Raw genomic sequence first — 24,068 nt, 5'->3', positions numbered from 1 at the left:
CTCGGGCGCGCTGTCGGACAAAGGCGGATTGTCCGGGCCCGCTGCGCCCCCTAAGCTGACAGCATCGGGACTGATGGAGTCGGCATGACGGCGTTTGCGGTGTCGTGGGGGAAAGCGAGGCCGCGCACGGCAAGCTGGCTGCGCTGGCTTGCCACGGTGACGCTGGCGCTCAGCGCTTCTGCCTGCGCCAGTCTGCCGCAAGACGTGCCGCGCCGGCCGTCGACCGCGTTCACCGGCTGGGCCGATACCCCGCTGGGGCAAACGGTCGCCCGCAGTACGCCGGACCCGGCGCTGTCCGGCTTTCACCTGGTGTCGTCGGGCGAAGAAGCCTACGGCACGCTGATCACGCTGGCCGACCGCGCCACCCGTTCGCTGGACCTGCAGTATTACATCGTCGCCGCCGACGAATCGTCGCGCGAGATCCTGCGCCGCGTGCGCGCCGCCGCCGAACGCGGCGTCCATGTGCGGCTGCTGGTCGACGACCTGCACAGCGACGGCAAGGACCCGGCCTTCCTGCGTTTTGCGCGCCATCCAAACATCGAGGTGCGCTACTTCAATCCGTTTCCGGCAGGGCGCTTCTCGAAGCTGACGCGCTTCATCAGCGTGGCCGGCGACGCGCGCCGGGTCAATCGGCGCATGCACAACAAGGTCTTCATCGCGGACAACGCGATGGCGATGACCGGCGGTCGCAATATCGGCAATGCCTACTTCCTGCGCGCGCCGGACACCAATTTCGTCGACCTCGACGTGGTGGTGGCCGGCCCGGCGGTGCGCCGGCTGTCGGCCGGCTTCGACGAATACTGGAACAGCCAGTACGCGTACCCGGTGGAGGCACTGGCCAATCCGGACGAGGCGGCGCCGGGTCCGGCGGGTACGCCGCCGGGTTCTGGCGTGCAGGCGTCAGCGGCGCGTGGATCCGGCGGGTCGGCCGGCTCGCGTTCGCAGCCGCCCGAGCAGGCGCTGGTCGACGAGGCCGCGCAGCGCGAGGCCGAGCAGAAGCGGCTCGAGGCAAGCGGCATGACGGCGCCGCAGAAGATCGATCCGGGCAAGAGCTTCCTGGCGCGCGAACTCTCCCGCGGCGGCAAGCTGAATCTCGAATGGGCGCGCGCCAGCGTGCTGGTCGACAATCCCGCCAAGGTCGAGCCCGACAAGCTGCCGGACAGCGACGATACGCTGGCCGACGAGGTCGCGCGGATGATGAACGAGGCGCGCGAGGAAATCATCATCATTTCGCCGTACCTGGTGCCCGGCAAGCGCGGCGTCGAATGGCTCAGCCGATTGGCGGCGCGCGGCGTCAAGGTGCGCGTGCTGACCAACTCGCTGGCGGCGACCGATTCGCCGATCGTGCACGTCGGCTACAAGCGTTACCGGAAGGAACTGCTGCGCGCCGGGGTGGAGCTGCACGAGCTGAAGTCGCGCCTGCAGCGGCAGCAGCGCTCGGTGGGGAATTTCGGCTCCTCGCAGGCGAGCCTGCACGTCAAGGCGGCGGTGGTGGACCGTCAGACGCTGTTCGTCGGCTCGATGAACTTCGATCCGCGCTCGATCACGCAGAATACCGAGACCGGCATCATCGTGCGCAACGGGCGGCTGGCGGGGCAGGTGGCGCAGCTGTTCTCGGGCGCCATCGGCGTCAACAGCTGGCGGCTGCAGCTGTCGGAGGACGACAAGCTGCAATGGGTCGACGGGCAGGGCCAGCAGGCGGTGGTGCTCGACACCGAGCCCGATACCACCTGGTCGCAGCGCTTGTGGATCGACGTGCTGACGCCCTTTACGCCGGAAGAGCTGCTCTAGCCCGGAACGCCAGGACGCCGGCTGCCATCATGTTGCGCTGCGGTCCAGTTTGCGGGCGGACAGGAGCAGGCTGATCAGCACGGAAACCAGGATCACGGTCCCCACGATCGCCAGCGACCACTGAACCGGCATGTGGAACCACGGCGCCGCCAGCATCTTGCCGCCGATGAAGACCAGCACCAGCGCCAGGCCGTATTTGAGCAGGTGGAAACGCCCGGCCATGTCGGCCAGCAGAAAGTACAGGGCGCGCAGCCCCATGATGGCGAAGATATTGGAGGTAAAGACGATGAACGGGTCGGTCGTCACGGCAAAGATCGCGGGAATGCTGTCGATGGCGAAGACCAGATCGCTTGCTTCGATCATGACGAGCACCAGGAACATCGGCGTCGCCCAGCGCAAGCCATCGATGCGCACGAAGAACTTTTCTCGCTCGAAGGTGGGCGTGATGCGCATGTGCCGGCGCAGCCAGCGCAGCAGCGGATTGTTCGCCAGGTCGGGCTGCCGGTCCGCGAATACCAGCATCTTGAAGCCGGTCACGACCAGGAAGGCGCCGAATACGTAAAGGATCCAGGCGAACTCCTGCACGAGCCAGACGCCGGCCAGGATCATGCCGGCGCGCATGATGATGGCGCCAAGCACGCCGTACAGCAGCACCCGCCTCTGCAGCTCCGGCGGCACGCCAAAATAGCTGAAGATCATGACGAAGACGAACATGTTGTCGACCGACAGCGACTGTTCGATCAGATACCCGGTGATGAACTCCAGCGCCTTGCTGTTGGCGACCTCCCGGCCGGCGTGCGCATCGAGATACCACCACAGCAGCGCGGCGAAAGTGAAGGCCATCGTCACCCACGCCGCAACCCAGCCGCCGGCCTCCTTGACGGAGACGCGATGCGCCTTGTTGCCGCCGAAGACGAAGAGGTCCAGCGCCAGCATCGCGGTGACAAAGGCGATGAAGGCCGCCCACATGGGCGCGGTAGCGAACGAATCGACCATGATGACGGGATCCTGCCGCTCAGGACGCGCTCGCCAGCACCAATGCCACCCCGGCTCCCACGCCGGCGGGGATGCCTAACCGTTCCACCATGCCCGCCGGCGCGCCGGCGACTACCTCGACCGGCACTGCGCAGCAATCGAGCAAGCGATTGGTCAGGGAATGTTCGATCGCTCGCACCAGGGCCCCCTTGCGAGTGGTGCCGATCAGCACGCGGTCGCAGCGCAGCCGGCGCGCGGCTTCGGCGATGCATTGGGCCGTGTCCCCGACCTCGCAGTGCGTGAAACAGGGCACGCCCGCCGCTTCGAGCAGCCGCCGCGCTTCGGCAAGTTCCTCCTCGGCACGTTCGCGCTGGAAGTCGGCCCGAAGCTGGCGGCAGACATGGCGTGCGACGTAGCCCGAGAATGGCGGCTGCACGTTCAACAGATGCACTCGACTTGCCTCACCGCGGCGGAACTCGTCGATGGCGTGGCGGACGGCCAGCAGGGCGCTGGGCGAGCCGTCGCAGGGCAGAAGGAGCGTGGCCATGTCGATGTCTCCTGAAAGGCGGGCGGCATGCCGCCAGAACCGGCTGTCTGACACGCGCGGCCGAACGGAAGCACGGCTGCGGGACATGGAAAAATCTAGGTCCGGACACACTGCGCGAAAAGCAGATTGTTTGGATACCATCGTCCGAAAAAGCCGAAGAATTCTCGCGCAGGCGGCCAGCCGCAACGAAGGGAATGCCGATGAACTACAAGCATCTCCACTATTTTCTTCAGGTGGCCAAGCTGGGTGGCGTGCTGCGCGCCAGCGAGCGTCTGCACGTTGCCCCGCAGACGATCAGCGGCCAGATTCGATCGCTGGAGGAGGCGCTGGGCATGGGGCTCTTTGCCAAGAGCGGACGCGGCCTGGTGCTGACCGAAGCCGGTCGCATGGTGCTCGGCTACGCCGAGTCGATCTTCTCGATCGGAGCGGAGCTCGAGGAGGCGATACGGGATCACCCTCGTCAAGGCAAGCTGCTGCAGTTCCGCGTGGGCGTGGCCGACGCGGTGCCGAAAACGATTGCCTGCCGACTGATCGAGCCGGCCTCGCAACTGCCCGAGCCCGTGCGCATCGTTTGCCGCGAGTGGAAGCTGGACATGCTGCTCGGCGAGCTTGCACTGCACCGGCTCGACCTCGTGATTGCCGACGCGCCGATTCCCTCCGACGTCAGTGTGTCGGCCTTCAACCATCACCTGGGCGGTTGCGGCGTCAGTTTCTTTGCAGCGCCGGCGCTGCTCCAATCATGCGGCGGGTGCTTTCCCGCCAATCTCGACGGTGCGCCGCTGGTCATGCCGGCGGAGGATTCGGCCGTTGGCAAGCGGCTGCGGAACTGGTTGCAGGCACATTCGCTGCGCCCGCGGGTGGTGGCCGAGTGCGACGACAGCGCGCTGGCCAAGGAGCTCGGGCGGCGAGGCATGGGAGTCTTCGTGGGTCCCACCGTGCTCGAGCGGGACATCGAGAAGCAGTACGGCGTCCGCGTGCTGGGCGCCACGTACGACGTCGTGGAGGAGTTTTTCGCGATCTCGGTCGAACGCCGCATCACGCATCCGTGCGTGACGGCGATCACCAGGGCCGCGCGCAACGAGCTGTTTGCCACGCCGTTGCGGCGGCGGCAGCGAGGGGGCTGACGCGGGAACCTGCCGCTGGCCCACGGCCAGCGGCATTGCCCGGAGCGCCGGGCGTATCCCTCGGAAGGGCGGCGGCGGTGCCGCGGCCTGGCTGCGGTGCCTTACTTGTGACGATCGGCCGCGCCTTCGAGCTTCTGGCCGCCGCGCTGGATGTCCTGGCCGAGGCCCGCCATCGTGTTGCAGCCGGTCAGCAGCACAGCCAGAACCACACCGAAAATCCAACCTTTTTTCACACTGCGCTCCTTTTGAGGTGTTGCGAACGGGGCGATTTTACAATTGGTGCGGCCCGCTGCGCACAGGGCAGTGTGGCTATTTGTAACGGGCAGCAAAGGGGGGCGGCAGGCAAGGCAGGGCCGGCGCCCTAGACATAGGCGATCAGCCGTCCGGCGGCGATCACCAGCGTCCAGGTCAGCAGCGACAGCACCGCCGCGGTGCGTGCCCAGCGCGGCGGCCGGGCGCCGACGTTCCAGTCGGCCGGGCCCGCCGCCCGCTGCAAGGCGCGATACGGCCACAGATGAAAGACCAGCGCGTTGAGCAGCCCCAGCGCGATCAGGACCAGCTTGGCATAGAGCGCGGGATTGGTCGCCAGCTCGTCGGCATGCGCCAGCAGCAGCAGGATGCCGCTGGCCGCCAGCGCGACGAAGGCCGCCATCGTCAGCGGCAGCACCTGCCGCAGCAGCGCCGTCACCGGCAGATTGCGCCAGAGCCCGGCCAAGCGCAGATCGACCACCGCGATGGTGCCGAACAGCAGCCCCATGCCGGCCAGATGGACGATCTCGACCGCCGGATAGGCCCAGGCGGAACCGCGCAGCGCGCTCGACAGCGGCAGCGCCGCCAGCGTGGCGCCCAGCTCGGTCAGCGATGCCACGGCGCCGATGCGGGAAAGTCAGCGAAGTTCGACGGTCTGGCCGTCGAGGACGATCCGCTCGGCGCGCATCTCGTCGCTGTGTTCCTTGCTGGGATAGCCGACGATCGTGACCTCGCGGCCGACCGCGACCTTGTCGGCCGTCGCGCCGCGCGCCTGCATCCGCGAGATCGGCGCCAGCACGGCGAGCCAGCGCTTGCCGTTGGCCTCGATCCGCACCGTCGCGTGCGGGTTCTCGTATTTGACCTCGGTCAGCTTGCCGGTCAGCGTCATCGTCTTGCTGTCGTCGTAGCTTGACCAGCCGTGATGGGCGGCGGCCGGGCCCGCCAGCAACGCGGCAGAGATGGCGAAGGCGGCAGCGGTGGAGAGCGCGGCAAACGAGGTCGGGCGCATCGAGCGGAACAGGCGGGGCATGGCGGTTCTCCGGGTTCAGCGAAAGGACGAACGGCGGGGCGAGCAACGAACGGAACGCAACGCAAGCCGGGCGGCGCTGCCGTCCGCTGGTCAGTATAGCCGCCGCTCCGGCGGCAGCCCGGCTCGCCGAAGCGGTCCGGCCCCGGCCCGCGCCAGCTCTGCCGTCAGCCGGTCGTATCGGGCTCGGGCTCTTCCTGCGCCGGCAGCGGGGTGGCCAGCACCTTGTCGATACGCTTGCCGTCCATATCGACGATCTCGAATTTCCAGTCCAGCCAGCTGACCGAATCGGCGATCTGCGGCAGCCGTCCCAGCAGCAGCAACAGCATGCCGGACAGCGTGTGATAGCGCTCCTTGTCCTCCTCGGGCACGCTGCGCAGACCGATGCGGTCCTTCAGCTCGGGGATCGGAATCAGGCCGTCGAGCAGCCAGGACCCGTCCTCGCGCTGCACCGCCCACTCGTCGCCGGCGATGTCCGGCTTGAACTCGCCGGTGATCGCCTCGATCAGGTCCTGCAGCGTGACGATGCCCAGCACCTCGCCGTACTCGTCGATGACGAACGCCATCTGGCCGCCCGACGAGCGGAAATGTTCGAGCAGTTCCATGCCGGTGACGCTCTCCGGCACATAGACCGGGGTCTGCATCACCGCGGCCAGGTCGGTCGCCTCGCCGCGCAGCTTGCGCGCCAGCAGCTGGCGCGCGCTGACCACGCCGATCACGTCATGCATGCCGCCGCGCACCACCGGAAAACGCGAATGGTCCGATTCCTCGATGCGGCGCAGGTTTTCCTCCAGCGGCAACTCGACGTCGAGGCAGATCACGTCGCCGCGCGGCACCATCAGCGAAGTCAGCTGCCGGTCGTCGAGCCGGAACACGTTGCGCACCATCGTGTGCTCGTGGCGCTCGATCACGCCGGCTTCCGAGCCCTCGACCAGCAGCGCATGGATTTCTTCCTCGGTGACCGCGGGGCCGGCGCCGCTCTTGACGCCGATCAGCCGCAGCACCAGCCGGGTCGAGCTCGACAGCAGCTTGACGAACGGCGTCGAGGCGGTCGCCAGCCAGGACAAGGGCCGCGCGACCGCACGGGCCAGGGTCTCCGGTGCCAGCTGGCCCAGCCGCTTGGGCACCAGCTCGCCGAGCACGATGGAAAAGTAGGTCAGCCCCGCCACCACGATGGCGGTCGCCACATAGCCGGCGGTGGGCTGCAGCATGCCCAGCCCCTGCAGCCAGATGCCGAGCGGCTGCGCCAGCGCGGATTCGCCGACCACGCCGTTGAGCACGCCGATCGACGTGATGCCGATCTGCACCGTGGACAGGAAGCGGGTCGGATCCTCGCCCAGCTTGACCGCCTCGATCGCACCGCGATCGCCCTCGTCGATCAGCTTCTGCAGGCGGGCCTTGCGAGCCGAAACCAGCGCGATCTCCGACATGGCGAACACGCCGTTGAGCAGGATCAGCGCCAGCAGGATGGCTATTTCCATCGGGTTGCGCGCCCTACGCGCGCGGGTGTTGTCGAGCCGACAAGCATAACATCGGCATCTGACCAGCCCGCCGGCCCGCCTGCCTGTCGACCCGCCGGTCTGTCGATCATTACCTGGCAGGTTATCGCCAGAGCGCGCGCCGCATGCTGTAATGCCGGCCATGGACACGCTGACCCCCGCCTCCGAAACCGCCCTCGACTTTCCCGCCCTGCTGCGCTACTGGCGCGGGCGCCGCGGCTACAGCCAGCTGGCGCTGTCGCTCGCCGCCGGCGTGTCGCAGCGGCATATCAGCTTTCTCGAATCGGGCCGCGCCCGGCCCAGCCGCGAGATGATCCTCGCGCTGTCGGACCGGCTGGGCGTGCCGCTGCGCCAGCGCAACCGGCTGCTGCTGGCGGCCGGCTTTGCGCCCGCGTACAGCGAGCATGCGCTGGCCGAACCGCCGCTGCAGATGGTGCGCCAGGCGATCGCGCTGATCCTCGCCAAGCAGGAGCCGTATCCCGCCGTGGTGCTGGACCGTTTCTGGAATATCAGCGATGCCAACCGCGCCTATCGCCGCATGGTCGACGCACTGCTCGATGGCCGTGCCGCCGCGGTGCTGCCCGAGGGCCTGGGCAGCGATGCCGGTGGGCCGCGCATCAACCTGATGCTGACGGTGTTCGACCCGCAGGGCCTGTGGCCGATGATCGAGAACGCCCATCAGGTCGGCCGCTATCTGCTGCGACGGGTCTGGCAGGAGCTGCAGGCCCAGGCGCACGACCGCGTCGCGCGCGAGATCTTCGCTCGCATCGCGCAGTGGCATCCGGAAATGATCGGGCCGGGCGGCGTGCCGCATGCCGACGACGAAGGCAGCGAGGGGCCGCTGCCGCCGGTGCTGCCGGTGGTGCTGCGCGCCGAGGGCTTCCAGGCCTCGCTGTTTTCGACGCTGACCACGCTGGGCAATCCCCATGACGTCACGCTGCAGGAACTGCGGATCGAATGCTTCTTCCCGGCCGACGAGCCGTCGCGCCTCGCGCTCGAAGCGCTGGGGCGCGACGCCGAGCCCGCTGCCGTTCAGAACCGGTAGCGCAGGTAGGCGGTGTGGAAGTCCGAGCCGGGATTGGGCTTCTTGATGCCGGCATTCGAGATGTGCTGGTAGCGGTAGCCGACGGCGAAGCGCTGGTCCTTGCCGAAGGCGATGCCGACCCCGGCCATGTCGGAGAACTGGAAGGCGGTCGACATGGTGTGGTTGTCGGAGGTCCGGGTTCCGCTCATCAAGCGCACGCCGATCGATGCCTCGAAGAAGGGCACCCAGCGATGGCGCTGCCAGGCCAGCCGGAGCACCGGCTGCGCGCCGATCTCCCACAGGTTGCGGGGATTGGCGTCGCTGGTGCTGTCCCAGCGCGCGACATTGAGCTCCCATAGCAGGCCAAGCCGCAGGCCGGTCGGGTCGCCCCAGCCGTAGCCGGAATCCCAGCCGAAGGCGATATCGACCTTGCGTACGTCGGTGCGGCTGTCGGTGCCGTAGCCGATCTGCACGGTCGGGTCGGCCCATGCCGCGCTGCCGGCGATCAGCAGGGGCAGCGCGGCGAGCCAGCGCAGGGCGCGCGGGGAACGCGTCGGGTTGAAAGAAGGGCAAGGGCGGCGGAGCAGGTCGTCGTCGAAAGGCATCGTGATCGCGGCAAGGGAAACGGGAACGGGAAACGCGGAAAGCGCGCGGAGAGAGCAAGCAAAACCTGCGGGGCGACGGAGGACTTCGGTGCCCGCATGGCGGGCGCGGCGCCCGCGCAAGTCGTTTAGTTGTAGTACAGATCGAGCGCGTACGCTGGGTCACGTGATAACATCGCAACGCCGGCGCGGGCCTGCGCCCCCGCGAATCGAACAAGGATTCGCCGAAGGGCAAGCCCGTTTCGCCGGTTTCGTTACGTCTTCAGGGCGGGGTGAAAGTCCCCACCGGCGGTATGCCGAACGCGTTCTCCGACGCTGCCGGCGAGCCCGCGAGCGCCCGCGCATTTCCATGTGTTTGCACATGGTCGCGCGGGGTCAGCAGACCTGGTGAGAGGCCAGGGCCGACGGTCATAGTCCGGATGAAAGAAGATGGGCGAGCAAGCATCGCTGCCGCTTCACTGCCGTACGGCTGGGTCGGCGCGAGCCTGCCCGGTCGCGTGTCTGCACTTGCGGCCGGCGGTTCGTCGCCTTGCCATGCCCGGACGAACAGCGTCGTGGTCGATCGCCGCGGCCGGCGCCTGGCGCCGGGCATCGTGCGCGTTCCCCGCGTTCCCGCTTGTGTCGCCAATCCCCTGAAACGCCCGTTGATCTTTACGCAAGGAGCGTTTCAATGCTGTCCACGCTGTCGCCTTCCCAAGCCAACCTTTCCCCCGACCACGCCGCCTCCGCACCGGCCGCCGTCGATCATGCCGACGCCATCGTGCCGGCGCTTCCCCACGATCTGTCGACCCGCATCGAGCAGGCCCTGCAGGCCATGCGCGAGGGCCGTCCGGTGGTGCTGATGGACGACCACGATCGCGAGAACGAGGCCGATCTGATCGTCGCCGCCGAGCGGCTGACGCTGGCCAACATGGCGATGCTGATCCGCGAATGCAGCGGCATCGTCTGCCTGTGCCTGACGCGCGAGAAGGTCGCGCAACTGGGGCTGCGGCCGATGGTCGAGAACAATCGCAGCCAGTACGGCACCGCGTTCACCGTCTCGATCGAGGCGCGCACCGGCGTCACCACCGGCGTCAGCGCGGCCGATCGCATCACCACCATCCGCGCGGCGATTGCCGACGATGCCGGCCTCGACGCCGTGGTCAGCCCGGGCCATGTCTTCCCGCTGGTCGCCAGCGACGGCGGCGTGCTGACCCGGCGCGGCCATACCGAGGGGTCGGTCGAACTGGCGCGGCTGGCCGGCCTCGCGCCTGCCGCGGTGCTGTGCGAATTGATGAATGCCGATGGCACGATGGCCCGCGGCGAACAGGCGCTGGCCTTCGCCGCGCAGCACGATCTGCCGGTGCTGACGATCGAGGAACTGGTTGCCTGGCGCGAGCTGGGGCACTGAGCCGGGCGCTGGGTTGGGCTCTGCGTTGGGCGCTAAGTTGGGCGCTAAGTTGGGCGCTGACTTGGGGCACCGAGCGGCCCGGCAAATCGCCGCGGAAGCCGTCGCGCGCTGGCCGCTGCCGGCCTTGACGGCGTCTCGCTGTGCGACAATGCCGGCTGTCGCGCGGCCCGGCATCATCGTGGCCGCGCTCGCCGCCGGTCCCCGGGCCGCCTTCGTTTCACCATCGCGCCCAGCATCATGTCGTCTCGTGCCGCCACGCCCGCACTGCGTCGCCGCGCCCTCCGCGCCGGCGTCGCGTCCTTCGCCCGCTTCCGTTTCCCGTATTCCACGCCGCTGCTGCTGGCCGCCGCACTGACGCTGGCGCCGGCATCCAGCCCCGACGCCCGCGCCGACACCGCGCGCGGCAAGGTGGTGCCGGCCGCGGCCGCGGGGCTCTATCAATGCCAGGGTCCAAACGGCGGTACCGTCTTCCGTTCGACGCCGCGCGAGGGTTGCGTGACGCTGGCCGCGCCGGATCCTTCCGCGCCGGACCCGCAGCGTTGGCTGCCGCTGATGGGCAGCAACGGTGTGATCTCGTATCTGGACCAGCGCTCGGTGCGCCGCAGCGGTGCGCGGGTCGGCGTGGTCGTGATGCGCAACGCGCCGGTCGGCGGCGCCATCCATACGGCCAGCGGCGAGCCGATCCGGTCGTCGCTGCGGCGCATGGTGCTGGACTGCGCCACGTCGATGTATGCGGTGGTCGAACAGACGCTGTTCCCGCGCCGCTTCGCGCGCGGCGAGCCGCTATATACCATCCGTTCGCCGCAACGCGCGACGCCCCAGGCGGCTTCGTCGGGCTCGCTGGCCAGCGAGGCGATGGCGCGCCTGTGCCGCTGAGCGCCGCGCCGGGCGACGCTCGCTGAGGCACTTCCTTCCCTCATTCTTCCTCGACCACGCGCGCACGCCAGCGGCCATCGGGCTGCTTGCAGAACCAGCCGGTCCAGCTTTCCTCTTTGCTGGAGCGCTTCAGTTCGCTGCGGATCTGGCGGCAGGGCTGGCCGTGGTCGGTCCTGCTCTGCAGCGGCGTGATTCTGGCGTAGGTGGCCGCGCGTCGTGGCGTGGCCTGCGTTCGCCACGAGACCGCGGTGCCGTCCTCGGTCGCGTTCAAGGCGCGATTGACGGCCGCGGCGAAGGCCCGCGCCTCGCTCTGCGTCATCGTGCCGACGACGGTGCTGGCCAGATAGTGATCGACATAGGCCCGTGCCGGCAGCGACGCGCTCAAGGCGAGCGCCAACGCCAGGGCGGGGGCAAGCCCCGGGGCCAGCGTCAGGCGGGCAAGCCCTGCGTGCGGCATCGGCATCCCCTTGTCGGCGTGGAGGGCAATGGCGCCGCGCGGTCTTGCCCGGGCGCGCCATCGGCGGGTCGGTCGATTGTAGTGTCCGTCGACACTCCGCGCCGATACCACGCGTGCGCATGCGTGTCCCACACCACCAAGGCCGGCTTTTGTCGGACAGCGTCCGATTGACGTGGCAACGACAGGGACCTAGTTTCAATCGTCGCGCCTCGCTCGGCTCGTCCGATCGCCGGCGCTTGCCGCGACCGAGGGCAGGCCGCACCCGACAGACCCGCGTGCCGTCCGGCGCGCATTCGATCCCGTCACCGAATCGCTGCTCCTTTGCGCACGACGACAGGAGCGGGCAGGCCTTGCGCGCCCGTTGTGACGCAGCCTTGTTGCGGTGCAACTCAGGGGCCATTTATGTCATGAGGAGGATAACCGACGTTGATCATTCAAGAGGCGGATAAGCAACAATCGTTTCAAATTGTTGCAACCGTTGCGTGACCGAAACGTGACTTTTGCTAGGTAAATTTGTTAAGGTTTTGTCCCGCATTGCAGCAAATCCAATACCTTCCAAGCGTCACCAACGTCACAGCCCCCGGCATCGTCCGTCATGGGGCGGCTCAGGCACCGGTCTACCGGCCTGGCCATCGACGAGTTTCCGCGCCCTGTTTCGCGGCTTCCCGAATAACCAATTGCATTACCGACTACCGCCTTTGATGACGGCATTCATGATCGACTCCGCCACTTCCTTGCCGCTTTCCGCCCGTTCACGCCCGCCCAGGTTGCCGGTGCGCTTCGATGGCGTGCGACTGGGACGATGGCTGTGTGCCGGTGCACTGGCCTGCTTCGCGATGACGGCGCAGGCGTTCAGCTTCGATACCGTCGCGGCGCGCGCGCGCCAGCTGGCCAATTCCCCTTACAAGGCCCCCAAGGCCCATCTGCCCACCGAACTGCGCGAGCTGTCGTACCCGCGCTATCGGGAGATCCAGTACAAGCCCGAACGCTTTGTCTGGCGCAATACCAAGCTGCCGTTCGAGCTGTCGTTCTTCCACGAGGGCATGGTGTTCGACCAGCCCGTGAAGATCAACGAGGTCACCGGCAACCGCGTGCGCGAAATGCGCTTCAATCCGGCGGACTTCAACTACGGCTCGCACAAGTTCGATCCCGAGATGCTCAAGGGCCTGGGCTTTGCGGGCTTCCGCGTGCTGCATCCGATCAACGGCAAGCAAAAGGACGAGGTCGTGTCCTTCGTCGGCGCGAGCTATTTCCGCGGCGTCGGCAAGGACCAGTGGTACGGCCTGTCGGCGCGCGGCCTCGCCGTCGACACCGCGCTCGCGTCGGGCGAGGAATTTCCGCGCTTCGTCGAATACTGGATCGAGCGTCCCGCGGCGGGCGACAAGCATCTGACCATCTATGCGCTGATGGACTCGCGCCGCATGAGCGGCGCCTATCGCTTCGTGATCAAGCCGGGCGCCGATACCGAGACCGAGGTCAAGGCGCGCCTCTATCTGCGCGAGAACGTCACCAAGCTGGGCCTGGCGCCGCTGACCAGCATGTATCTGTTCGGCGAGAACCAGCCGCCGGCGACGCCGGACTTCCGCCCCGAGGTGCACGACTCCGATGGTCTGTCGATCCAGCTGGGCACGGGCGAATGGATCTGGCGTCCGCTGGTCAATCCGAAGCGCCTGCTGGTGACCTCGTTCTCGGCGACCAATCCGCAGGGTTTCGGCCTGATGCAGCGCGACCGCTCGTTCTCGAGCTACCAGGAAATCGGCGAATGGTATGAACGCCGGCCGAGCGGCTGGGTCGAACCGCGCGGTAACTGGGGTTCGGGCCGGGTCGAGCTGGTGATGATCCCGACGCCGGACGAGACCAACGACAACATCGTGGCCTACTGGGTTCCGGACAATCCGCCCAAGCCCAGGCAGCCGTTCGATCTCGAATACCGGCTGCTGTGGCAGAAGGATCGCGAGCGCATGCCGCCGCTGTCGTGGGTCACGCAGACCCGCCGCGGCCAGGGGCTGACCCGCAACAAGGAAGACACCAGCTTCTCGCTGCTGGTGGATTTCGAAGGCCCCGCATTTAAGAAGCTGGATCCCGCCGCGCATCTGGATGCGGTGGTATCGGCCGATGGCAACGCCGAACTGCTGCGCACGACGACGCAGCGTAACGAGGCCACCGGTGGCTGGCGCATGACGATGTTCCTGCGCCGCAAGGACGAGAACAAGCCGGTCGAGTTGCGCGGCTATCTTCGCAACGGCAACACAACCCTGTCAGAGACATGGAGCTACATCTTACCCCCAGGCTAAAGCAGCGCTCGGCCGCGGCGGCGTGCGAGCGCTATGTCGACCGCCTGCCGGTTTCGCCGGAACAGCGCCGCGACCTGCTGGCCGATACCGCGCTGCATGAAGGCATCGTCATCAAGGGCGATGCCGCCGGCGACGACGCCGGCGTGCGCTCGCTGCAAAAGGCGTTGGCCAACGGCGACGGCGCGGCTTCCCCCGCCGGCGCGGCCTACGCGTCGATCGAACGGCGTCTTCAACTGGCCTACGGCGAACCCAAGGTCGGCGGCGAACCGCTGATCGAGCGGCGCGCCGACGGCACGGTCCATGTGGCCACCGGCCCCGAACCGAAACGCGCCTCGATGGTGCCGCGGCCGTGGCCGCCGCATCTGGTCGCCGCGTTCGTGCGCAATGGCGTGCGCAAGCTGCTGGGCAAGCCGCCGGTCCCGGAAACGTGGGACACGCTGCACGACGGCCCCGATGCCGAGGGCAAGTGGCATCCCGCGGGCGCGCACCGTCGCTGGGTGCTGCTGTTCCTGGTGATCGTGCAGACCATGATGGCGACGTACTTCATGTCGACGGTGCTGCCGTACAAGGGCAACGACACCCTCGAGATGATCACGCTGGGTCTGTTCACGGTGCTGTTCTCGTGGGTCTCGGCCGGCTTCTGGACCGCGATGATGGGTTTCCTGGTGCTGGCCAAGGGCGGCGATCGCCATCTGATCTCGCGCTCTGCCAGCGGCAACGCGCCGATCGCGCAGGAGGCCCGCACCGCGGTGATCATGCCGATCTGCAACGAGGACGTGACCCGCGTCTTTGCCGGCCTGCGCGCGACCTACGAATCGCTGGAACGCACCGGCGAGCTCGCGCACTTCGATTTCTTCGTGCTGTCCGACAGCGGCAATCCGGACCTGCGCACCGCGGAAACCGATGCGTGGATGGAAGCCTGCCGCGCGGTGAACGGCTTCGGCCGCATCTTCTATCGCTGGCGCCGCCATCGGGTCAAGCGCAAGACCGGCAACGTCGCCGACTTCTGCCGCCGCTGGGGCAGCAAGTACCGCTACATGGTGGTGCTCGACGCCGACAGCGTGATGAGCGGCGATTGCCTGGCCACGCTGGTGCGGCTGATGGAGGCCAACCCGGGCGCGGGCATCATCCAAACTGCGCCGCTGGCGACCGGCCGCGAGACCATGTATGCCCGCGTGCAGCAGTTCGCCACGCGCGTCTACGGACCGCTGTTTACGGCCGGCCTGCATTACTGGCAGCTGGGCGAATCGCACTACTGGGGCCATAATGCGATCATCCGCATCAAGCCCTTCATGGAGCATTGCGCGCTGGCGCCGCTGCCCGGCAAGGGGCCGCTGGCCGGCGAGATCCTGTCGCACGATTTCGTCGAGGCCGCGCTGATGCGCCGCGCGGGGTGGGGCGTGTGGATCGCCTACGACCTGCCCGGCTCGTTCGAGGAACTGCCGCCCAATCTGCTCGACGAGGTCAAGCGCGACCGCCGCTGGTGCCAGGGCAACCTGATGAACTTCCGGCTGTGGATGAAGCAGGGTTTCCACACGGTGCACCGCGCGGTGTTCCTGACCGGCGTGATGGCCTATCTGTCGGCGCCGCTGTGGTTCCTGTTCCTGCTGCTGTCGACCGCGATGCTGGCCAAGCATGCGCTGGTGCCGCCGGAGTATTTCTCGCAGCCCTATCAGTTCTATCCGAACTGGCCCGAGTGGCATCCGGAGAAGGCGCTGGCCCTGTTCTCGGCGACCGCGACGCTGCTGTTCCTGCCCAAGCTGTTCGGCGTGGTGCTGCTGATGAAGCAGGCGCGCCGCTACGGCGGGGCGCTGCGGCTGATGCTGTCGATGCTGATCGAGGTCGTGATCTCGGCCTTGCTGGCGCCGGTGCGGATGCTGTTCCATACCCAGTTCGTGCTCGCCGCCTACATCGGCTGGGGCATCTCGTGGAAGTCGCCGCCGCGCGAGGACGCCGAGACGACCTGGGGCGAGGCGGTGCGCCGCCACGGCTGGCACACGCTGCTCGGCCTGGGCTGGGGCGCGCTGGTGTACTGGCTCGATCCGGGCTTCGTCTGGTGGCTGCTGCCGATCGTCGGCGCGCTGGCGATGTCGATACCGTTGTCGGTCTGGCTCTCGCGCGTCAGCCTGGGCCGTGCCACGCGCCGGGCCGGATTGTTCGTGATTCCCGAGGAAGCCGAGCCGCCGCGCGAGATCGTCGACACGCAGCGCCATGTGGCCGAGGCCGGCGACACGCCGGGCTTCGTCGACGCAGTGGTCGATCCGGTCACCAATGCGCTGATGTGCGCGACCGCGACCGCCCGCGTGGTCCAGCCGGCCGGCACGCAGCGTCAGCACGCGGTGCTGGTGCAGCAGGCGCTGACCAGCGGGCCGGACAAGCTTACGCCGAAGCAGAAGCTGCTGTTGCTGAACGATCCGCTGGCGCTGTCGCGCCTGCACGAGGCGGTCTGGTCGTCGCCGCTGGCCGACGACGGCTGGAAGGCCACCCGCGCGCTGCTGCGCCGCGCGGCCAATGTGGTGCCCCTGCGCCCGCGGGGCAGTGCGGCGGCTTGAAAGATCGGTGATTCACGCTTGCCGATGATTCCCTCTCCCGCTTGCGGGAGAGGGGTGGGGGAGAGGGCAAGGGCGATGGTTATGCGATCGCGCTTGAAACCCCCCTGTCCCCAACCCTCTCCCCCTGAAGGGGAGAGGGAGAACACCCCAGGCCCAAATGGTGTCAGCGGGTGTCAGCGCGGGACGAATCTTCTCAGCGCAGCGCCGCCGTGCAGATCGGGCCGTTGATATAGACGTCGCCGACGCGGCGCTCGCCTCGCGCCTTGCGTGTCATGTAGCGGAACATCATGCTGACGCCCAGCTTGGTCAGGATCTCGACGTCGCGATTCGCGCAGATATTGCGCTGTAGCGGCGCGGCATAGCTGACCTCGAAGCTGGCGAGGTCGAGCATCGGCCCGCTGTAGTTGGTCAATTCCAGCTGGAACAGGATGTGTTTGCCGGGCACCGCCTGGCAGCGGCGCAGACGCGTTTCCTTGTCGATGTCGATCGGCAGCGCGTCGTTGAGTTGGCGGCAGGCGCGCGCCAGCACGGTATCGGGCCGGCGCGAGCTGCGCAGGAATTCCGGCACGCCGGCCGCGCCGGTATTCTGGCCGGTGGCCGCGCCGCGCAGCATGCGGGTCAGCGAATCGGCTTCATCGACCACCACCGCGGCGCTCGCGCCCGGATGCGCCGCGACCGTGCGGGCGGTGACCGGCGCCGCGCAGGCGGACGAGGCCCACAGCAAGCAGGTTGCGGTAGCGATCCCGATGGAGGCCGACGTTCCTCGGGCGATCGATGCAGTCGTGTGGTTCGATATGGTTCGCATGCAGGGGAAGAACGCCTGGAACGGCACGGGGCAGGGCTGCGCTGTCGTCCCGCGATCGAGGCCGGCGATGATGACGGACCGGCAATGTGTCGACCGGGTGCATTGTACCTGCCGACCCCGGGACGCGGAACCCGCAAGCGCGCGATACATCACGGTGTGCAACAATTGCGGCTTTCGCTTGACGTCGTTCCCGTCGTCCGCCAGTGCGTTGCCGCAATGATCGCGTCCGCTTTTGCGCCCGCCGTTCGCCGGTCCTCCACGCGCTCTCCGAGGCCGGCGCGGACGCGATTCCTCCCATCGCAATGACCCAATCCTCCCGCCCGGCGACAACGCCGCGTTTCCCGCTGTGGCTGCTGATCTGCGCGTCGCTGACCGCGCTGGCGCCGCTGTCGATCGACATGTATTTGCCGGCGTTCCCGACGCTGGCCGCCGATCTCGGCGTCGACATCGGCAGCGTGCAGCTGACGCTTGGCACCTTTCTGGTCGGCCTGGCGATCGGGCAGTCGTTCTACGGCCCGGTCAGCGATCGCTTCGGACGCAAGGCTCCGCTGTATGTGGGCCTGATCCTCTATGTGCTGGCGTCGGTGGCCTGCGCGCTGTCGAGCGACGCCCCGGCGCTGATGGCCTGGCGCTTCGTGCAGGCGGCCGGGGGCTGCGCCGGCATGGTGATGGCGCGCGCGATGGTGCGCGATCGGCTCGAGGCCCATGAGTCCGCGCGCGCGTTTTCGTCGCTGATGCTGGTGATGGGCCTCGCGCCGATCCTCGCGCCGATCGTCGGCGGCGCGATCCTGACCACGCTCGGCTGGCGCGCGATCTTCTGGGTGATGGCGGCGGTCGGCACGATGATCCTGCTGCTGGTGCATTTCCGGCTGGAGGAGTCGCTCGATCCGCGACGCGCACTCCCGCTGCGGTTGGCCGAAGTCTTCCGCAACTACGGCGCGTTGCTGCGCGACCGGGAATTCCTCGGTTATTCGCTGTGCGCCGGCTTCGCGCAATCGGGCATGTTCGCCTATATCGCCGGCTCGCCCTTCGTGCTGATCGAATTGCACGGCATCGATCCTTCCCACTATGGCTTCGTGTTCGGCGCCAATGCCTTCGGCCTGATCGCGATGTCGCAGCTCAATGCCGCACTGGTGCGCGGCCGCTCGCTCGATCGCGTGCTGCGGCTGGCGCTGGCGGCGCCGTGCGCGGCGGGCTCGCTGCTGGCTCTGGCCAATCTTGCCGACGTGGCGGCGCTGCCCGTGCTGCTGATCGGCTTCTTCGTCTACGTGGCAGCGCTGGGCTGCATCATGCCCAATGCATCCACGCTGTCGCTGGCGCATCAGGGCCATCGCGCCGGTACCGCATCGGCGCTGATGGGCACGCTGCAATTCGGCATGGGCACGCTGGCCGGTACCGCGGTCAGCGTGTGGCACGACGGCACTGCCTTGCCGCTGGGCGTGGTGATGGCCATCGGGGGCATCGGCGCGGTGCTGATGCGCATGCTGGGCCGTCGTTCGGCTGCGACGGTGGCCGCCGAGTAAAACCCCGGGCGTCCGCCGTCCCGAACTGCGCATTGGGGATAACCCGCTGTCCGGCCCGCTTCAAAGCTCGGAATTGACGGGGTAAATCTCCCCGAAAGCCGCTTGACGGAAGGATTTCCGGGATTTTCGTTGCGCCGGTGCGACTGGGGATTGCCCAATGCGCAAGCGGCGGATTAGACTGCGCCGGTCGGTGAAACGGCTCAGGCTGGTCACCGGTGACGACGACCAACAAGGGATACAGCCATGAATAAAGGTGAACTGGTGTCTGCCATCGCCGCAGACGCGGAACTGAGCAACGCTGCAGCGGAGCGCGCCCTGAACGCCGCGCTGGAAAACATCAAGAAGGCGGTTGCCAAGGGAGATTCGGTCACGCTGGTGGGCTTCGGCAGCTTCGGCGCCGGCAAGCGCGCCGCCCGTACCGGCCGCAACCCGCGCACCGGCGAAACGATCAAGATTCCGGCCGCCAAGACGGTCAAGTTCTCTGCCGGCCAGGGTTTCAAGGACGCTGTGAACAAGAAGAAGTAAGAGCGGGCATCCAGGGATGCCAACCGGGAGAGCGGCCCATGCGGGCCGCTTTTTCATTTGGGCGCCGCCATCGCACGGTCGCGCAGCCGCGCTACACTCGCGTTCTGCAAGGGCATCCTTGCACCGCATTTCTCAACCCACCGCGCCGCTCCCGATGAACGACCTCTCGCATCAACTGTCGATGACCGTGCTGATGACGCCGGACATGGCCAATTTCTCCGGCAATGTCCACGGCGGCACCATCCTCAAATATCTGGACATGGTCGCCTATGCCTGCGCCAGCCGCTACGCGGGCCGCTATGTCGTCACGCTGTCGGTCGATCAGGTGGTGTTCCGCCAGCCGATCCACGTCGGCGAACTGGTGACCTTCCTCGCGGCGGTCAACTACACCGGCCGCAGTTCGATGGAGATCGGCATCAAGGTCATCACCGAGAACATCCGCAGCAAGCTGGTGCGCCATACCAACAGCTGCTATTTCACGATGGTCGCGGTCGACGACGACGGCAAGCCGGCCGAGGTGCCGCCGCTGGTGCCGCGCGACGAGGTCGAGCGCCAGCGCTTCGCCGCCGCGCAGCTGCGCCGCCAGCTGCGCCAGGAAATGGAGCACCGGCACGACCAGATCCAGGGCGCGGTGAGCTGACCATGGCGCACGCTTCCCGTCGTCCAATGGCCGCATGGTCGGCGGCATCGCCGACTGCAGTGCTGGCTTGCGCTGTTGCCCTTGCATGGACCGCGCCGGCGCACGGCGAAGAGATCGGCAGCGTCAACACGCATTTCCGCGTGACCGGCTCGGACCGCGTCGTGATCGAGGCCTACGACGATCCCGAAGTCGACGGCATTACCTGCTACGTCTCGCGCGCCCGCACCGGCGGCATCAAGGGCTCGCTCGGCATGGCCGAGGATCCGGCCGAAGCGTCGATCGCCTGCCGCCAGGTCGGCAAGATCGGCTTCAAGGGGCCGCTGCGTCAGCAGGACAATGTGTTTTCGGAGCGCATGTCGATCCTGTTCAAGACCCTGCACGTGGTGCGCGTGGTCGATCGCAAGCGCAACACGCTGGTCTATCTGACCTACTCGGACCGCATCGTGTCGGGCAGTCCGAAGAACAGCGTGACCGCGGTGCCGGTGGATGCCGGCACGCCGATACCGCTGCGCTGAGCGGCTCGGCACGCCGCCGGGGAGGGTGCTCAGGCGCCGGCGCCGTCGTCGAACAGCTTGCGCAGTTCCGACTTCAGGATCTTGCCGTTGGCATTGCGCGGCAGCGTTTCGTTGCGCACGATCACGCGGACCGGCACCTTGAACGCCGCCAGCCGCTGGGCGACGAAGGCCTGCAGCTCGGCCTCGGTGACGCTGGCCCCGGGCTTGACGCCGACCACCGCGCCCGGCTCCTCGCCCAGCGTGCGGTGCGGGATGCCGACCAGGGCCGCGTCCATCACCGCCGGGTGCTCGTACAGCGCGCTCTCGACCTCGATGCAATAGATGTTCTCGCCGCCGCGGATCAGCATGTCCTTGGCGCGGTCGACGATATAGAGGAAGCCTTCCTCGTCCAGCCGCGCGATATCGCCGGTGCGCAGCCAGCCGTCGACGAAGGTGCTGGCCGTGGCCTCGGGCTTGTTCCAGTAGCCGCGCACGACGTTGGCGCCGCGCACCATCAGCTCGCCGACCTCGCCGGGCGGCAAGGCGCGGCCGCGGCCGTCGACCACCTTCATCTCGCCGATCGGCAGTGCGGGGCCGCTGCTGTCCGGGCGATGCAGATACTCCTCGGCGTTGTGGCTGGTGAAGGTCGCCGAGGTCTCCGTCATGCCCCAGCCGATGCCCGGCATCGACTTCGGAAAGACCTCGACGATGCGGCGCACCAGTTCGGGGGAAGCCGGCGCGCCGCCGTAGTTGACGCTCTCCAGCGAGGACAGGTCGAAGCGCTCGCGCTCGGGATGCTCGACCAGTTGCCAGGCGATGGTCGGCACGCCGCCGGCCACCGTGCAGCGCTCGCGCTCGATCAGCGCCAGCGCGCGCAGCGCGTCCCAGCGGCGCATCAGCACGATCTTGCTGCCGGCGTGCAGCGCGCCGTTCAGCACCGACATGCAGCCGGTCACATGGAAAAAAGGCACCGACAGCAGTGTTGCCTTCTGCGGTGCAAGCGGATCGGGTTCGGGGATGGGCTCGCCCCGGCGCAGACAGTTGCGCGCCGGGCCGAAGCCGCCGCAGAAGGCCACCGTGGTCGCATTGCGGTGCGTGCCGATGGCGCCCTTGGGCTTGCCGGTGGTGCCGGAGGTATAGAAAAGCGTGGCATCGTCTTCGGGATCGATGGCGACACCCGGCAGCGGCAGTTCGGGCAGCCGGTCCCAGGCCATCACGTCGCCGATGGTCCGCTCCAGCGGTACCACGCGCGGGTCGGCATCTGGCGCATCCGCTGCGCCGCGGCAGACATGGACGCGCACCAGCGCAGGGCAGTCGGCCAGATGCGGGCGCAGCCGCTCGAGCCGTTCGTCGTCGACGATCGCGACCTTGCAGCCGGAATCGGCGAGCCCGTATTGCAGTTCGGGTCCGGTCCACCACGCGTTGAGCGGCGTCGCGATGGCGCCGGTCAGCAGCGCGCCGTAGAACGCGGCCGGCCATTCGGGCAGATTGCGCATCGCCACCGCGACACGATCGCCCGGACGCACGCCGTCCTCGATCAGCGCATGCGCGACCGCCAGCGCGGCGCGCGCGAAGCCGGCATAGGAGACCCGCTGGTCCTCGTAGACGACGAAGGTGCGCTCGCCGCGCGCGCGAGCCTGCAGGAACAGGTCCCGCAGCGTCGGCGGCGCGTGCTTCCATACCGTGGTAGGGATGCCGCGGATCTCGCGCACCTCGGTCTCGAAGGGCGCGCCGGGCGCGGTCAGGCGGGCGTGGGCATCGGCCAGCGAGATCGCCGGCCAGGCAGGCGAAATTCGCGGCGAATTTCCCGGTGCACTGCGGGCGGACGGTGCCATGGCGGCGGCGAGCGGGCGGCCGCTCAGATCGTCACGCCGCCGTCGACCACCAGCGCCTGGCCGGTCATGAAGGAGCTTGCGCTCGAGGCCAGATAGACCGCCGCGCCGGCGATCTCGATCGGTTCGCCGATGCGGCGCAGCGGCGCGTTCTCGGTCGACTGCTTGTAGCGCACCGGATCTTCCCACAGCGCGCGGGCGAAATCGGTCTTGATCAGGCCCGGGGCGATGCAGTTGACGCGGACATTGTGCGGGCCGAACTCGACCGCCAGGTTGCGCGCGAGCTGGAAGTCCGCCGCCTTCGAGATGTTGTAGACGCCGATGGTCGGCGAGCCGCGCAGGCCGCCGATCGACGACACGATGATGATCGAGCCGTCCTTGCGGTCGAGCATCTGCGGCGCCACCATCTGGATCAGCCAGTGGTTCGAGATCACGTTGTTGTCGAGCACCTTGCGGAACTGCTCGTCGGTGACCCCGCCCATCGGGCCGTAGTAGGGGTTCGACGCGGCATTGCAGACCAGCACGTCGATCTTGCCGAACACGCGGTTGGTCTCGTCGACCAGATGCTGGAGCTCGCTCTTTGACGAGATGTTGGCGGGCACGGCAATCGCGGTGCCGTCGCCGTGCCTTGCATTGATGGCGTCGACCACTTCCTGGCAGGCCTCGGCCTTGCGCGACGAAATGACCACCTTGGCGCCCTGGACCGCCATCTGCTCGGCGATCGCACGGCCGATGCCGCGCGAAGATCCGGTGACGATGGCGACCTTGCCGCTCAGATCGAACAATGACATGGGGTGTCTCCTCTACCGATCCCGTTTTCCGGTGGACTCTGATGTTGTTGTGGCGCCGCGGTTGGCAATGCGAGGCGGCGCCGACCGGCACATTATGGTCGGTGGGTCGGGGCCCGTCCACAGGCCGGCACGCGTTCTTTGGCCCTTATCAGCATTCTTTCTGCGCAGGATTCACGGCGTGCATGGTGGGTCGATCAATCGGCGCGCCGCGCCAGCCATGCCGTCAATCCGGCCGCGGTCTCGTCATCGAGCCGCACGCCGATCCGTTCACGCAGCGTAGCGACGATCTGTGCCGGCGTTTCCAGCGCCACCTGCCGGCTGCCGCCATCGGCATCGCGTTCGGTCAGTTCGCCGTTGGTCATCGTCAGCCGGACCTCGCCGTCGGTGCGCGCCGCCATCAGCCGGTGCAGGAAGATGCTGTCCGGATGCGTGCAGACATACCAGTTGCGCGCCGCGTAGTCGATCCAGGCCTGCGGCGACAGGTCGAAGCGATAGAGCTTGATCCATTCGTCCCCGCTCTTGAGCTCGAGGTCGAGCAGATGGAAGGCGCCGCTCGAGGTCGCACTCAGGGGCGCGCCGACCAGCCGGTACGGCAGCCCCTCCGGCGCCGGCTCGGACAGCGGCAGCGAGCAGGGCGGGTTGGGGCCGCCGAAGCCGGCATCGGCGATGTAGTCGCGATGGGCGACGCGCACGCGCAGCAGCAGATGCGACTGCGGCGTCGGCACGCCTTCCTCGATGCCGAAGCGCACGCGCGCCGCGAGCGGCACCACATCGAAGTCCAGCGCGGTCAGCGCGGCGGCCAGCAGCGTGTTGTGCTCGAAACAGTAGCCGCCGCGTTCGCGCGTCACCAGCTTGTCGAACACCGCGTCGAGCGCGATATCGATGGGGCGGCCGAGCAGCACGTCGATATTCTCGAAGGGGATGCGCTGCAGGTGGGCGGCGACGATCGCGTCGAGCGCTTCGCGGGTGGGGGTGGGGCGTTGCGGCAGGCCGATGCGATGCAGATAGGCGTCGAGTCGGGCGGCGTTGAGCGCCGGCTGGTCTGGCATGG

Annotated in this window: 23 protein-coding genes and 1 riboswitch; of the genes, 11 read left to right on the top strand and 12 right to left on the bottom strand. The window is 68.0% G+C overall.

Translation table 11 applies throughout. From position 1 onward, the window contains the following. Positions 1-84 precede the first annotated feature (84 nt). The gene (locus HTY53_RS02040) at positions 85-1,791 is read left to right on the top strand and encodes a phospholipase D family protein (protein WP_174104719.1); all 1,707 of its coding nucleotides are present in this window, start codon (positions 85-87) and stop codon (positions 1,789-1,791) included. A gap of 27 nt (positions 1,792-1,818) precedes the next feature. Here the strand turns inward: HTY53_RS02040 and HTY53_RS02035 are convergent, their stop codons facing one another. Together HTY53_RS02035 and HTY53_RS02030 are read right to left on the bottom strand one after the other, a co-directional pair. Then, positions 1,819-2,787, bottom strand: a complete 969-nt coding sequence (locus tag HTY53_RS02035; protein ID WP_254599751.1) for a TerC family protein — start codon at positions 2,785-2,787, stop codon at positions 1,819-1,821. Positions 2,788-2,806: 19 nt separating this feature from the next. Further along, positions 2,807-3,313 (bottom strand): universal stress protein, encoded by a 507-nt coding sequence (locus HTY53_RS02030; protein ID WP_174104718.1) that lies wholly within the window; start codon positions 3,311-3,313, stop codon positions 2,807-2,809. Positions 3,314-3,513: 200 nt separating this feature from the next. Between HTY53_RS02030 and nhaR the strand changes: the two genes are divergently transcribed. Next, the gene (nhaR, locus tag HTY53_RS02025; RefSeq protein WP_174104717.1) at positions 3,514-4,437 is read left to right on the top strand and encodes a transcriptional activator NhaR; all 924 of its coding nucleotides are present in this window, start codon (positions 3,514-3,516) and stop codon (positions 4,435-4,437) included. A gap of 101 nt (positions 4,438-4,538) precedes the next feature. Here the strand turns inward: nhaR and HTY53_RS24605 are convergent, their stop codons facing one another. The 4 genes from HTY53_RS24605 to HTY53_RS02005 all read right to left on the bottom strand — a co-directional run bounded on the left by HTY53_RS24605 (position 4,539) and on the right by HTY53_RS02005 (position 7,194). After that, positions 4,539-4,670 (bottom strand): entericidin A/B family lipoprotein, encoded by a 132-nt coding sequence (locus HTY53_RS24605; protein ID WP_174104716.1) that lies wholly within the window; start codon positions 4,668-4,670, stop codon positions 4,539-4,541. Between the two features lie 128 nt (positions 4,671-4,798). Further along, positions 4,799-5,305, bottom strand: coding sequence for a hypothetical protein (locus HTY53_RS02015; RefSeq protein WP_174104715.1), 507 nt, complete (start codon positions 5,303-5,305; stop codon positions 4,799-4,801). Between the two features lie 18 nt (positions 5,306-5,323). Then, positions 5,324-5,716 carry a DUF6152 family protein gene (locus HTY53_RS02010; RefSeq protein WP_254599750.1) on the bottom strand — a complete coding sequence of 131 codons (393 nt, stop codon included), beginning with the start codon at positions 5,714-5,716 and terminating at the stop codon, positions 5,324-5,326. Positions 5,717-5,880: 164 nt separating this feature from the next. Beyond that, entirely contained in the window at positions 5,881-7,194 is a 1,314-nt protein-coding gene (locus HTY53_RS02005) for a hemolysin family protein (protein WP_174104714.1), read from the bottom strand. A gap of 160 nt (positions 7,195-7,354) precedes the next feature. On the opposite strand from HTY53_RS02005, the gene HTY53_RS02000 reads away from it, so the two are divergent. Further along, the gene (locus HTY53_RS02000; RefSeq protein ID WP_174104713.1) at positions 7,355-8,257 is read left to right on the top strand and encodes a helix-turn-helix domain-containing protein; all 903 of its coding nucleotides are present in this window, start codon (positions 7,355-7,357) and stop codon (positions 8,255-8,257) included. Here HTY53_RS02000 and HTY53_RS01995 read toward each other — a convergent pair. Then, positions 8,245-8,841 carry an acyloxyacyl hydrolase gene (locus tag HTY53_RS01995; protein WP_254599749.1) on the bottom strand — a complete coding sequence of 199 codons (597 nt, stop codon included), beginning with the start codon at positions 8,839-8,841 and terminating at the stop codon, positions 8,245-8,247. The two genes, HTY53_RS02000 and HTY53_RS01995, sit on opposite strands and share 13 nt — an antisense overlap. 251 nt (positions 8,842-9,092) lie before the next feature. Continuing rightward, a riboswitch (FMN riboswitch) is annotated at positions 9,093-9,273 on the top strand. Between the two features lie 235 nt (positions 9,274-9,508). Between HTY53_RS01995 and ribB the strand changes: the two genes are divergently transcribed. Both ribB and HTY53_RS01985 read left to right on the top strand, forming a co-directional pair. After that, a complete protein-coding gene (ribB, locus tag HTY53_RS01990; protein WP_174104712.1) occupies positions 9,509-10,228 on the top strand; it encodes a 3,4-dihydroxy-2-butanone-4-phosphate synthase in 720 nt (239 codons plus the stop codon). Positions 10,229-10,465: 237 nt separating this feature from the next. Further along, entirely contained in the window at positions 10,466-11,104 is a 639-nt protein-coding gene (locus HTY53_RS01985; RefSeq protein WP_174104711.1) for a surface-adhesin E family protein, read from the top strand. 40 nt (positions 11,105-11,144) lie between these two features. Here HTY53_RS01985 and HTY53_RS01980 read toward each other — a convergent pair whose 3' ends face one another. Beyond that, positions 11,145-11,561, bottom strand: coding sequence for a hypothetical protein (locus HTY53_RS01980; RefSeq protein WP_254599748.1), 417 nt, complete (start codon positions 11,559-11,561; stop codon positions 11,145-11,147). A 713-nt stretch (positions 11,562-12,274) separates the two neighbouring features. Between HTY53_RS01980 and HTY53_RS01975 the strand changes: the two genes are divergently transcribed. Together HTY53_RS01975 and mdoH are read left to right on the top strand one after the other, a co-directional pair. Further along, complete coding sequence (locus HTY53_RS01975; protein WP_174104709.1) at positions 12,275-13,855, top strand: glucan biosynthesis protein G; 1,581 nt, start codon at positions 12,275-12,277, stop codon at positions 13,853-13,855. Continuing rightward, positions 13,828-16,407, top strand: a complete 2,580-nt coding sequence (gene mdoH, locus HTY53_RS01970) for a glucans biosynthesis glucosyltransferase MdoH (protein ID WP_174104708.1) — start codon at positions 13,828-13,830, stop codon at positions 16,405-16,407. The genes HTY53_RS01975 and mdoH overlap by 28 nt, the downstream gene beginning before the upstream one ends. Positions 16,408-16,600: 193 nt before the next feature. Here the strand turns inward: mdoH and HTY53_RS01965 are convergent, their stop codons facing one another. Next, a complete protein-coding gene (locus tag HTY53_RS01965; RefSeq protein ID WP_174104707.1) occupies positions 16,601-17,131 on the bottom strand; it encodes a hypothetical protein in 531 nt (176 codons plus the stop codon). A gap of 383 nt (positions 17,132-17,514) precedes the next feature. On the opposite strand from HTY53_RS01965, the gene HTY53_RS01960 reads away from it, so the two are divergent. From HTY53_RS01960 to HTY53_RS01945, 4 genes are all read left to right on the top strand, one after another. Continuing rightward, positions 17,515-18,735 carry a Bcr/CflA family multidrug efflux MFS transporter gene (locus tag HTY53_RS01960; protein WP_174104706.1) on the top strand — a complete coding sequence of 407 codons (1,221 nt, stop codon included), beginning with the start codon at positions 17,515-17,517 and terminating at the stop codon, positions 18,733-18,735. Positions 18,736-18,978: 243 nt separating this feature from the next. Beyond that, positions 18,979-19,260 carry an HU family DNA-binding protein gene (locus tag HTY53_RS01955; RefSeq protein WP_006577833.1) on the top strand — a complete coding sequence of 94 codons (282 nt, stop codon included), beginning with the start codon at positions 18,979-18,981 and terminating at the stop codon, positions 19,258-19,260. 154 nt (positions 19,261-19,414) lie between these two features. Continuing rightward, positions 19,415-19,900 carry an acyl-CoA thioesterase gene (locus tag HTY53_RS01950; protein WP_149318152.1) on the top strand — a complete coding sequence of 162 codons (486 nt, stop codon included), beginning with the start codon at positions 19,415-19,417 and terminating at the stop codon, positions 19,898-19,900. Between the two features lie 2 nt (positions 19,901-19,902). Beyond that, positions 19,903-20,415, top strand: a complete 513-nt coding sequence (locus HTY53_RS01945) for a CreA family protein (protein WP_174104705.1) — start codon at positions 19,903-19,905, stop codon at positions 20,413-20,415. 29 nt (positions 20,416-20,444) lie between these two features. Here the strand turns inward: HTY53_RS01945 and HTY53_RS01940 are convergent, their stop codons facing one another. The 3 genes from HTY53_RS01940 to HTY53_RS01930 form a co-directional block, all read right to left on the bottom strand. Further along, complete coding sequence (locus tag HTY53_RS01940) at positions 20,445-22,229, bottom strand: class I adenylate-forming enzyme family protein (RefSeq protein WP_174104704.1); 1,785 nt, start codon at positions 22,227-22,229, stop codon at positions 20,445-20,447. A gap of 23 nt (positions 22,230-22,252) precedes the next feature. After that, on the bottom strand, positions 22,253-23,017 hold the full coding sequence (locus tag HTY53_RS01935; protein WP_174104703.1) for an SDR family oxidoreductase: 765 nt from the start codon (positions 23,015-23,017) through the stop codon (positions 22,253-22,255). A gap of 194 nt (positions 23,018-23,211) precedes the next feature. Next, positions 23,212-24,066, bottom strand: coding sequence for an arylamine N-acetyltransferase family protein (locus HTY53_RS01930; protein WP_174105044.1), 855 nt, complete (start codon positions 24,064-24,066; stop codon positions 23,212-23,214). Positions 24,067-24,068 lie beyond the last annotated feature (2 nt).

This window comes from Cupriavidus gilardii (genome assembly GCF_013314895.1).
GTDB lineage: Bacteria > Pseudomonadota > Gammaproteobacteria > Burkholderiales > Burkholderiaceae > Cupriavidus > Cupriavidus gilardii_C.
This window is presented reverse-complemented; position numbering and strand designations above follow the sequence as displayed.

Excerpts from the sequence above, each read along its gene's own strand:
- HTY53_RS02010 (WP_254599750.1), bottom strand. The coding sequence starts at position 5,716 with ATGCCCCGCCTGTTCCGCTCGATGCGCCCGACCTCGTTTGCCGCGCTC.
- HTY53_RS01935 (WP_174104703.1), bottom strand. The coding sequence starts at position 23,017 with ATGTCATTGTTCGATCTGAGCGGCAAGGTCGCCATCGTCACCGGATCT.
- HTY53_RS02030 (WP_174104718.1), bottom strand. The coding sequence starts at position 3,313 with ATGGCCACGCTCCTTCTGCCCTGCGACGGCTCGCCCAGCGCCCTGCTG.
- HTY53_RS01975 (WP_174104709.1), top strand. The coding sequence starts at position 12,275 with ATGATCGACTCCGCCACTTCCTTGCCGCTTTCCGCCCGTTCACGCCCG.
- ribB (WP_174104712.1), top strand. The coding sequence starts at position 9,509 with ATGCTGTCCACGCTGTCGCCTTCCCAAGCCAACCTTTCCCCCGACCAC.
- nhaR (WP_174104717.1), top strand. The coding sequence starts at position 3,514 with ATGAACTACAAGCATCTCCACTATTTTCTTCAGGTGGCCAAGCTGGGT.
- HTY53_RS02000 (WP_174104713.1), top strand. The coding sequence starts at position 7,355 with ATGGACACGCTGACCCCCGCCTCCGAAACCGCCCTCGACTTTCCCGCC.
- HTY53_RS01930 (WP_174105044.1), bottom strand. The coding sequence starts at position 24,066 with ATGCCAGACCAGCCGGCGCTCAACGCCGCCCGACTCGACGCCTATCTG.
- HTY53_RS01945 (WP_174104705.1), top strand. The coding sequence starts at position 19,903 with ATGGCGCACGCTTCCCGTCGTCCAATGGCCGCATGGTCGGCGGCATCG.
- HTY53_RS01940 (WP_174104704.1), bottom strand. The coding sequence starts at position 22,229 with ATGGCACCGTCCGCCCGCAGTGCACCGGGAAATTCGCCGCGAATTTCG.
- HTY53_RS01980 (WP_254599748.1), bottom strand. The coding sequence starts at position 11,561 with ATGCCGCACGCAGGGCTTGCCCGCCTGACGCTGGCCCCGGGGCTTGCC.
- HTY53_RS02035 (WP_254599751.1), bottom strand. The coding sequence starts at position 2,787 with ATGGTCGATTCGTTCGCTACCGCGCCCATGTGGGCGGCCTTCATCGCC.
- HTY53_RS01950 (WP_149318152.1), top strand. The coding sequence starts at position 19,415 with ATGAACGACCTCTCGCATCAACTGTCGATGACCGTGCTGATGACGCCG.
- HTY53_RS02005 (WP_174104714.1), bottom strand. The coding sequence starts at position 7,194 with ATGGAAATAGCCATCCTGCTGGCGCTGATCCTGCTCAACGGCGTGTTC.
- HTY53_RS02040 (WP_174104719.1), top strand. The coding sequence starts at position 85 with ATGACGGCGTTTGCGGTGTCGTGGGGGAAAGCGAGGCCGCGCACGGCA.
- mdoH (WP_174104708.1), top strand. The coding sequence starts at position 13,828 with ATGGAGCTACATCTTACCCCCAGGCTAAAGCAGCGCTCGGCCGCGGCG.
- HTY53_RS01960 (WP_174104706.1), top strand. The coding sequence starts at position 17,515 with ATGACCCAATCCTCCCGCCCGGCGACAACGCCGCGTTTCCCGCTGTGG.
- HTY53_RS01985 (WP_174104711.1), top strand. The coding sequence starts at position 10,466 with ATGTCGTCTCGTGCCGCCACGCCCGCACTGCGTCGCCGCGCCCTCCGC.
- HTY53_RS01995 (WP_254599749.1), bottom strand. The coding sequence starts at position 8,841 with ATGCCTTTCGACGACGACCTGCTCCGCCGCCCTTGCCCTTCTTTCAAC.
- HTY53_RS01955 (WP_006577833.1), top strand. The coding sequence starts at position 18,979 with ATGAATAAAGGTGAACTGGTGTCTGCCATCGCCGCAGACGCGGAACTG.